General features: G+C 60.3%; 5 protein-coding genes, 2 tRNA genes and 1 riboswitch. All 7 genes read right to left on the bottom strand.

Going from position 1 to position 6212, the window contains the following annotated elements:
* Nucleotides 1–37: 37 nt before the first annotated feature.
* Nucleotides 38–478 (bottom strand): ribonuclease HI, encoded by a 441-nt coding sequence (rnhA, locus tag VD811_10870; protein ID HXV21473.1) that lies wholly within the window; start codon nucleotides 476–478, stop codon nucleotides 38–40.
* Between the two features lie 118 nt (nucleotides 479–596).
* Nucleotides 597–674, bottom strand: a tRNA-Glu gene (locus VD811_10865).
* A gap of 50 nt (nucleotides 675–724) precedes the next feature.
* A tRNA-Lys gene (locus tag VD811_10860) sits at nucleotides 725–800 on the bottom strand.
* A gap of 71 nt (nucleotides 801–871) precedes the next feature.
* Entirely contained in the window at nucleotides 872–2164 is a 1293-nt protein-coding gene (locus tag VD811_10855; GenBank protein HXV21472.1) for an adenylosuccinate synthase, read from the bottom strand.
* Between the two features lie 24 nt (nucleotides 2165–2188).
* Complete coding sequence (locus tag VD811_10850) at nucleotides 2189–3478, bottom strand: ATP phosphoribosyltransferase regulatory subunit (protein HXV21471.1); 1290 nt, start codon at nucleotides 3476–3478, stop codon at nucleotides 2189–2191.
* 50 nt (nucleotides 3479–3528) lie between these two features.
* Nucleotides 3529–5112 (bottom strand): phosphoglycerate dehydrogenase, encoded by a 1584-nt coding sequence (gene serA / locus VD811_10845; protein ID HXV21470.1) that lies wholly within the window; start codon nucleotides 5110–5112, stop codon nucleotides 3529–3531.
* Between the two features lie 231 nt (nucleotides 5113–5343).
* Nucleotides 5344–5544, bottom strand: a complete 201-nt coding sequence (locus tag VD811_10840; protein ID HXV21469.1) for a cold-shock protein — start codon at nucleotides 5542–5544, stop codon at nucleotides 5344–5346.
* 604 nt (nucleotides 5545–6148) lie between these two features.
* A riboswitch (cyclic di-GMP riboswitch) is annotated at nucleotides 6149–6212 on the top strand. This riboswitch is flagged as partial in the annotation.

Genomic DNA, 6212 nt, shown 5'->3' with positions numbered 1-6212 from the left:
CTTTACGAAAGGGGGGAAGCTAATTGCCTTGCCAATTCTAGCGCCGCCGGCCGTCGGCGATGGCGGCTCGCGCCAACTCGTCGCAGCGTTCGTTCTCCTCATGGCCGGCGTGGCCGCGCACCCAGCACCACTCGACCTGGTGGCGGCGGCTCTCTTCCAGCAGACGCTCCCATAGGTCGCGGTTGGCGACGTCCTTTTTCTGCGAGTTCTTCCAGCCGCGCCGCACCCAGCCGTCGATCCACTCGGTGATCCCTTTTTTAACGTACTCGGAATCGGTGGTCAGCCGCACCAGGCAGGGGCGCTTGAGGGCGGCGAGCCCGGCGATAGCGGCGGTGAGTTCCATGCGGTTGTTGGTCGTCTCCGGCTCGAAGCCGGAGAGCTCCTTTTCGTTCCCGTCCCAGCGCAGAATGGTCCCCCAGCCGCCCGGTCCCGGATTGCCGGAGCAGGCGCCGTCGGAGAAGATTTCGACGAGTTTCATCTTTTTGCGACTTTCTTCTGTTGGTGTGGTCCGACCTGTCCGACTGGTCTGACGAGTCGGACGCAGGAGAAAAAGCAAACAGCCCCACCGCCGTGGTGGGCGATGGGGCTGTTTCTTTTGGCGTCCCCAGGGGGATTCGAACCCCCGTCGCCGGCGTGAAAGGCCGGTGTCCTGGGCCAGGCTAGACGATAGGGACCAAGCTTCGGTACCCTGCAGGAAATGACCCTGCGGTACTACTTTTAAAAATGGTGAGCCGGGGGGGGATCGAACCCACGACCATCTGATTAAAAGTCAGATGCTCTACCGACTGAGCTACCGGCTCACAAGGAATGACTTTATACTCAAATCGTCGGCCGGAGTCAACCCTTTTTTAGATTTTTTATCTGCCGATGTTCAGGCAAAAGGGTTCCGGAGCTGGATGGTCTGGTCGCGGCGCGGTCCGACGGAGACCAGCACCACCGGGCAGCCGGTTACTTCTTCAAGTTTCTTCAGGTAGTTGCGGGCCTGGACCGGGAGTTCCTCGACGCGGCTGGCACCGGAGATGTCGGACTGCCACCCTTCCTGCTCCTCATAAACCGGCTTGCACTCGGCGAGGATGTCGAGGTCGCGGGGAAACTCCTCGATGAATTCGCCCCGGCAGGAATAGCCGGTGCAGATCTTTATCGTCTCCAGGTCATTGAGGACGTCCATCTTGGTAATGGCCAGCCCCGTCATGCCGTTGGTGCGCACCGCCTCGCGCAGGGCCACGGCGTCGAACCAGCCGGTGCGGCGAGGGCGGCCAGTGGTCGAACCGAACTCCTGGCCGGCCTGGCGCAGTTTCTCGCCCATCTCGTCATTGAGTTCGGTGGGGAAGGGGCCTTCGCCGACCCGGGTGACATAGGCTTTGGAGATGCCGATCACCTCGTTGATGAAACGGGGGCCGACGCCGGTGCCGGTGCAGGCGCCGCCGGCGATGGTGGAGGAGGAGGTGACGTAAGGGTAGGTGCCGTGATCGACATCGAGCAGGCTTCCCTGTGCCCCTTCGAAAAGGATGTTGTGCCCGGCAGCAATGCTCTGGTTGAGGATGATCGAGGCGTTGCCGATGAATTTCTCGATCTTGCGCGCGTAGCCGGAGTATTCCTCGATGATCGCCGCCTCGTCGAGGGGCGCCTGGCCGAGGAATTTCTCCAGGAGAAAATTCTTTTCCGGGAGAAGTTCCCTGAGCTTGCGGGCGAAGACCTGGGGCTTGACCAGGTCGGCGAGGCGGATGCCGCGGCGGCCGATCTTGTCCTCGTAGGTCGGACCGATCCCCCGGCCGGTGGTGCCGATCTTGCGCGCCCCCGAGCTTTGTTCCCGGGCGATGTCGATCGCCTTGTGGTAGGGCATGATGATGTGGATGTTGCCGTCGACCACCAGCTGGCTGTCGTCCTTGAGGTACCCTTTTTTCTTCAGGTTCTCGATCTCCTGCAGAAATACCTTGGGGTCGAGGACCACGCCGTTGCCGATGATGCAGCGCTTTGCCTCATGCAGGATGCCGGAGGGGATAAGATGCAGGATGGTCTTCTCGTTGCCGACCACCAGGGTGTGGCCGGCGTTGTTGCCGCCCTGGTAGCGCACCACCTCGTTGGCAAATTCGGTGTAGATGTCGACGACTTTGCCCTTCCCTTCATCGCCCCACTGGGCGCCTACGACGATTACATTGGCCATGGTATTCCTTCTCCTGAATAGAGATTACAGAGTGAAATTTCCGCCGATGACCGTTTGGTACGGAAGGCGTTGTTCCGAGCCATCGGCAAGACGGATGAGCAGGACTTCCTCGCTCCCCTCGCCGATGATCATGACAAACCGGAAGTTCATCCGCCGGGCGTAGCCGAGACTTTCTTCCAGTCCGCGCTGAATGATGTCACGGGCTGCCGAGTACCCGCGCGTACGCAGGGCTCGGGCGGCCCGCTGGGCGGCCGCCTTGTCGGGCCCGGCCTGGAAGATCAGCACGTCGGTGCTCTCCGCGGCCACCGCATCGAGTTCCCGGTCGAGGGCGAAAAGGAGGTTGAGCAGGTTGAAGGCGAAGCCGGTGGCCGGGGCCGGATAACCGTAGCGTGCGGTCAGGTTGTCGTAACGACCGCCGAAGCAGACCGCCCGACCGAGGCCGGGGAGAAAGCCCTGAAAGGTCAGGCCGGTGTGGTAATCGAGGCCGCGCAACTCCCCCAGGTCGAGGGTCACGTGTTCTTCCACCCCGTAGACCGCCAGCACGTCGAGAACCTTTGCCAGGTTTTCCAGCGCCCGGCGTGAGCGATCGTTGGTTACCGTCCCTTCGGCTTTCGCCAGGACTTCCCGGCCGCCGAAAAGACGGGGCAGGGCAAGGATCTCGCGGCGGGACTGGTCGCTCAACGGGGCATGCTCGAGCAGCGCCTGCAGCCCGGAGCTGTCCTTGCGGCCGATGGCCTCCCGTACTTCCCGGCTCAGGGCGTCGGAGAGCGGCAGGTCGGCCATGACCCCCCGGAAGAACTCGACCTGGCCAATATCGATGGTGAATTCCCGGGCGCCCAGGGCCTTTAGGCACTCGACCGCCATGGCGATCATCTCGGCGTCCGCTTCCGGGCTGTCCAGGCCGATGAGCTCGACCCCGGCCTGAAAGATCTCCCGGTCCTTGCCGGCCTGCTGTTCGGTGTGGCGCAGCACGCGTCCCGCGTAGCAAAGTCGCAAGGGGAGGGGCATCTCCCGCATCCGGGTGGCGACGATGCGGGCCACCTGGGGGGTGATGTCGGGGGGGAAGGCAACCAGTTTGCCGCTCTGCCGGTCGTCGAAACGAAATGTTTTCTCCCGCAGTCCGGCGCCCATGCCGCGCTCAAGAACATGGAGATGTTCGAGTGAAGGGGGGATAATCGGCCGGAAGCCCCAGCGGGAAAAGATCTGCAACAGGGTCTGCTGCAGGTAGCCGATCTTGGCCGCTTTGATCGGCAGAAAATCCTTTACTCCCTTGGGGAGCATGGCCTCGGTTGCGGCTTCGGTTGAGTTTGTCACTGAATGCTGTCCTTATTCATAACCGGAAACAGGGCAAGGCCTCGGCGGAGTCAGATTTTGACCTGTACGGCCGAGAGGATGTGCTCGTTGCTCCGCAGGGTGTCGAGGACCTCCTCGGGGATGCGGCTGTCGACGTTGATCAGGGAGATGGCCCTCCCTTTGATCTTGCGCCGCGACAGGTTCATCATGGCGATGTTGATTCTGGCGTCGGCGAGAACCTGGCCGATGAAGCCGATTACGCCGGGACGGTCGTCGTTGTGCAGTACCAGGATATGTCCCTCGGGAATGGCTTCCACATGGTAGCCGTCCACCTGCACGATTCGGTAGTCGCGTTCGCTGAAGACGGCGCCGCAGACCGAACGCTCACCGTCGATGCCCGACACCGACAGGCGGATCATGTTGGCGAAGCCGTCCGTGGTGCTGCTTTTGGCCTCGACGACGCGGATGCCCCTTTCCCTGGCCAGATGCGGAGCATTGACGTAGTTGACCATCGAACCGGTCATCGGCGTCAGCAGCCCCTTGAGCAGGGCCATGGTGAGCGGTTCGGTCGGGTGGTCGGTGACGCTGCCGGCATATTCGATGGAAATTCCCTGCAGTCCCTTGGCGAAGATCTGGGCTTGGAAGGAGCCCAGCCTTTCGGCCAGTTCGACGTAGGGCCGGATCACCGCCAGCAGGTCGGCGTTGATCGAGGGGACGTTGAGGGCATTGACGACGATGCCGCGCTGCAGAAAGTCGACAATCTGCTGTGCCATCTGGACCGTGACGTTGACCTGCGCATCGAGAGTTGCGGCACGCAGGTGCGGGGTGCAGATGACCTGTTCAAGGGAGAGCAGGGGGTTGTCGGGATCGGGCGGTTCCTTGGCAAACACATCGATCGCCGCCCCGGCCACCCGGCCTTCACGGATTGCCCTGGCCAGTGCGTACTCGTCGATGAGTCCGCCGGTAGCGCAGTTGATGATGCGACATTCCGGTTTGACTCTGGTGAGAACATCTTCGTTCAGCAGATGGGTCGTTTCAGCGTTGAGGGGAATGTGCAGGGTAAGAAAGTCGGATCGAGCCAGCAGATCATCAAGGTCCGTTGGCTCGGCCCCCATCTGGCGCACCCGTTCTTCGGCGAGAAAAGGGTCGAAAACGATGACGCGCATTTTCAGACCCAGCGCCCGCTCCACCACCAGGTGGCCGATTTTGCCGGCGCCGATGACACCCAGGGTCTTGCCGGCGATCTCCACCCCGAGAAAGCGGTTCTTTTCCCAATGGCCGGTTTTGGTGGAGTGACTCGCCTCCGGGATCTGCCGGGCCAGCGCCATCAGCATGGCGATGGTGTGTTCGGCCGTGGTGGTCGTGCTGCCGAAGGGGGTGTTCATGACCACCACGCCCTTGCGGTTGGCGGCCTCCAGGTCCATGTTTTCAATGCCGATACCGGCCCGGCCGACGACCTTGAGCCTGCCGGCCGCCTGGAATACTTCTTCCGTCACCTGGGTGCCGCCGCGCACCACCAAGGCGTCGGCATCGGCCACGGCTTGCAGCAGTTCGTCTGAGGAAATGCCCGGATGGTATGCCAGTTCGATTCCCTGGGCCTGCTCAAAGACCCTGAGGCCTTCGGAGGAAAACCTGTCGGAAACCAGCACCTTCATAGCACAATCCCGGTTCTGTATGGACTTCTTTCGGTAGCCGGTCCGCCACCCTTTTGTCAAAGACCGTACGTTAACAATACGCTGTTGGGATGTCAAGGCCAAAGCCGGCGGGGATGCCGTCTGGATGGGGGCTTGCGGTCAGGCGAAAGGCGGGAGTTCGAAGGAGAAAAAGAAAAGCCCCGCGCATCTTGCAGGGCTTTTCGTCTGGGCGGAAATGAAAGCCGTCTGGTTTCAGATCTTGCGCACGTTGGAAGCCTGGGGACCCTTCTGGCCCTGGGTGACGTCGAAAGAAACCCGATCGCCTTCGGCCAGGGACTTGAACCCGTCACCCTGGATGGCTGAAAAGTGGACGAAAACATCGGGGCCACCGTCCTGCTGGATGAAACCGAAACCCTTGGCGTCGTTGAACCATTTAACCGTACCCTGTGCCATTGCTTTTGCTCCTTTGCTTTTCCGGTCGAGCCGGCATGGAATGTTTGCTCCGGTCGGCGCCCCATGCAAAAAACCGCACAACCTCGGAAGTCTGTGCGGCTCGCCTGATGAAGTGACACAAACTCTACCGGAACTTTGTACGCCAAATATCACAAGTAAAGCGTCAATGCAATGATTTTTTAATGGTCAGGATTTTGACTTTTTGGCTCAAGGCTTTGGTGTTTCGTTCACGATTTTGACTTTTCGGTTGGTTGGCGATGATATTGATTGGATTCATAGGTAGTCAAATAACGAACTGTCTCGCCATATCGCACAAATCGCGCCCTGGTTTGCGTTTTGTGCATCGGTTCGCAAAGCGTTGAATCAACAGGTAGCGTCGGGGGAGGCCTTTTTCCGGTTGACCGCTTTTAGCGCTCCTGGCAGGATAATAATGATTCTGTTGGCAGCGGGTCAGGTCTGGCGAGACAATTGGTATGGATGTTGCTATCCAAGAAGACAGGGCGTCCAAAGGACCAGTCGGCAACTGTTAATTTATTGTAGTCATTTAACTTTGCAAAAGTTCCCTGAAAGGATGCTGTCAGATTTAATATTTAAACAATCAACTCTCCGATAATGGCAAAACCGGAGTAATCCGGCGACGCAAAGCCACGGGTCCGTAAGATACGGAT

It is taken from the genome of Desulfuromonadales bacterium (genome assembly GCA_035620395.1).
GTDB lineage: Bacteria > Desulfobacterota > Desulfuromonadia > Desulfuromonadales > DASPGW01 > DASPGW01.
This window is presented reverse-complemented; position numbering and strand designations above follow the sequence as displayed.

What these genes read in the sequence shown, in the direction of transcription:
- rnhA (HXV21473.1), bottom strand. Translation starts at nt 478, where the DNA reads ATGAAACTCGTCGAAATCTTCTCCGACGGCGCCTGCTCCGGCAATCCG.
- VD811_10855 (HXV21472.1), bottom strand. Translation starts at nt 2,164, where the DNA reads ATGGCCAATGTAATCGTCGTAGGCGCCCAGTGGGGCGATGAAGGGAAG.
- serA (HXV21470.1), bottom strand. Translation starts at nt 5,112, where the DNA reads ATGAAGGTGCTGGTTTCCGACAGGTTTTCCTCCGAAGGCCTCAGGGTC.
- VD811_10840 (HXV21469.1), bottom strand. Translation starts at nt 5,544, where the DNA reads ATGGCACAGGGTACGGTTAAATGGTTCAACGACGCCAAGGGTTTCGGT.